General features: G+C 70.1%; 1 protein-coding gene. It reads right to left on the bottom strand.

The genetic code is table 11. From position 1 onward, the window contains the following. Window positions 1–95: 95 nt before the first annotated feature. Window positions 96–1,088 (bottom strand): alpha/beta fold hydrolase, encoded by a 993-nt coding sequence (locus AC5LUJ_RS14185; RefSeq protein WP_493465073.1) that lies wholly within the window; start codon window positions 1,086–1,088, stop codon window positions 96–98. Window positions 1,089–1,133 lie beyond the last annotated feature (45 nt).

Genomic DNA, 1,133 nt, shown 5'->3' with positions numbered 1-1,133 from the left:
GGCCTGGCCCTGTGGCCAGGCAGATCCGCCTCCGTCCGCGTCATCGCCCCGCCGGCGGCGGCCGGGCCGGCCACCGGTGAACCGGCCGTCGACGGTCACTGGCACCCGGCCATGTCCCGGTCACGGATGGGCTGTTGCCCCACCCGTCCCCGCGAGCACAACAGGTCCCGCCACTGCCGGGCGGAGTACGTCGCCGGGCGGGTGGTAGCCAGGAAGTCCTCCAGTACCGCCCGGAAGCGCTCCGGATCGCTGTGATGGGGGAAATGTCCGGCACCCTCAAAGATCTCCAGACGGCTGCCGGGCATCGCCGCGTGCGCGATCCGCGCGTGCTCGACCGGAATCACCGCGTCACGCTCACCCCATATGATCATACATGGCATTCCGGCGGCGAGATAGCAACGGTCCAACATGGTGATTGCCTGGCCGTGACCGTCCACCGAGGCGCGCAGCGTCCGCAGAAATGCCGCCCGGGCGGTACGCATGTGCAGGTTGTCGAACATCCGCATCAGGTCGTCGGCGTCCCGGCCCAGATCGGTGCGCAGCCAGCGCAACGTCCGGGTCACCGCCCAGCCGACCTGGCGCAGCGAGGACGCGGTGGCCAGCGAAAGCACCAGTCCTGATCCGGGAGCGGTCGCCATGGCCCGCAGCACCGGATGCAGATCCGGGCACACCCCGCCGGTCGAGACCAGTACCACCCGCTCGCAACGCTCGGGGAACTGGTAGGCGAACTGCATGGCGATGCCGCCGCCCAGGGAATGGCCGACCACCGTCACCCGGTCGATACCGAGCACCGTCAAAAGGTCACGCATCCCGCACGCGTATCCGCCGATGGAATAGTCCCCGCGCGGCTTGTCGGACTCGCCGTGACCGAGCAGGTCCGGCACAATCACCGTCCGCCCCCGCGCGAGCAGCGGAACAAGGCCACGCCAGCTCTGCGAGTTGTCCCCGATGCCGTGGACGAGCAGCAACGCCGGGCCGCGCCCCGCCCGTATATAGGCCCTTCGATATCCGTGCACCATCACGTATCGGGTGGCATAACGCGACGGAACCGGCGACCGGACGGCTCGCGCCGCATCCGCGCCGTCCACCGCCCTGGCACTGTCCACCGCCCTGGCCAGGCCGTCCCGGCCGTC

It is taken from the genome of Protofrankia sp. CiP1_Cm_nod3 (assembly GCF_982290655.1).
The sequence above is the reverse complement of the archived record's forward strand: the minus strand, read 5'-3'. Positions and strand labels throughout refer to the sequence as shown.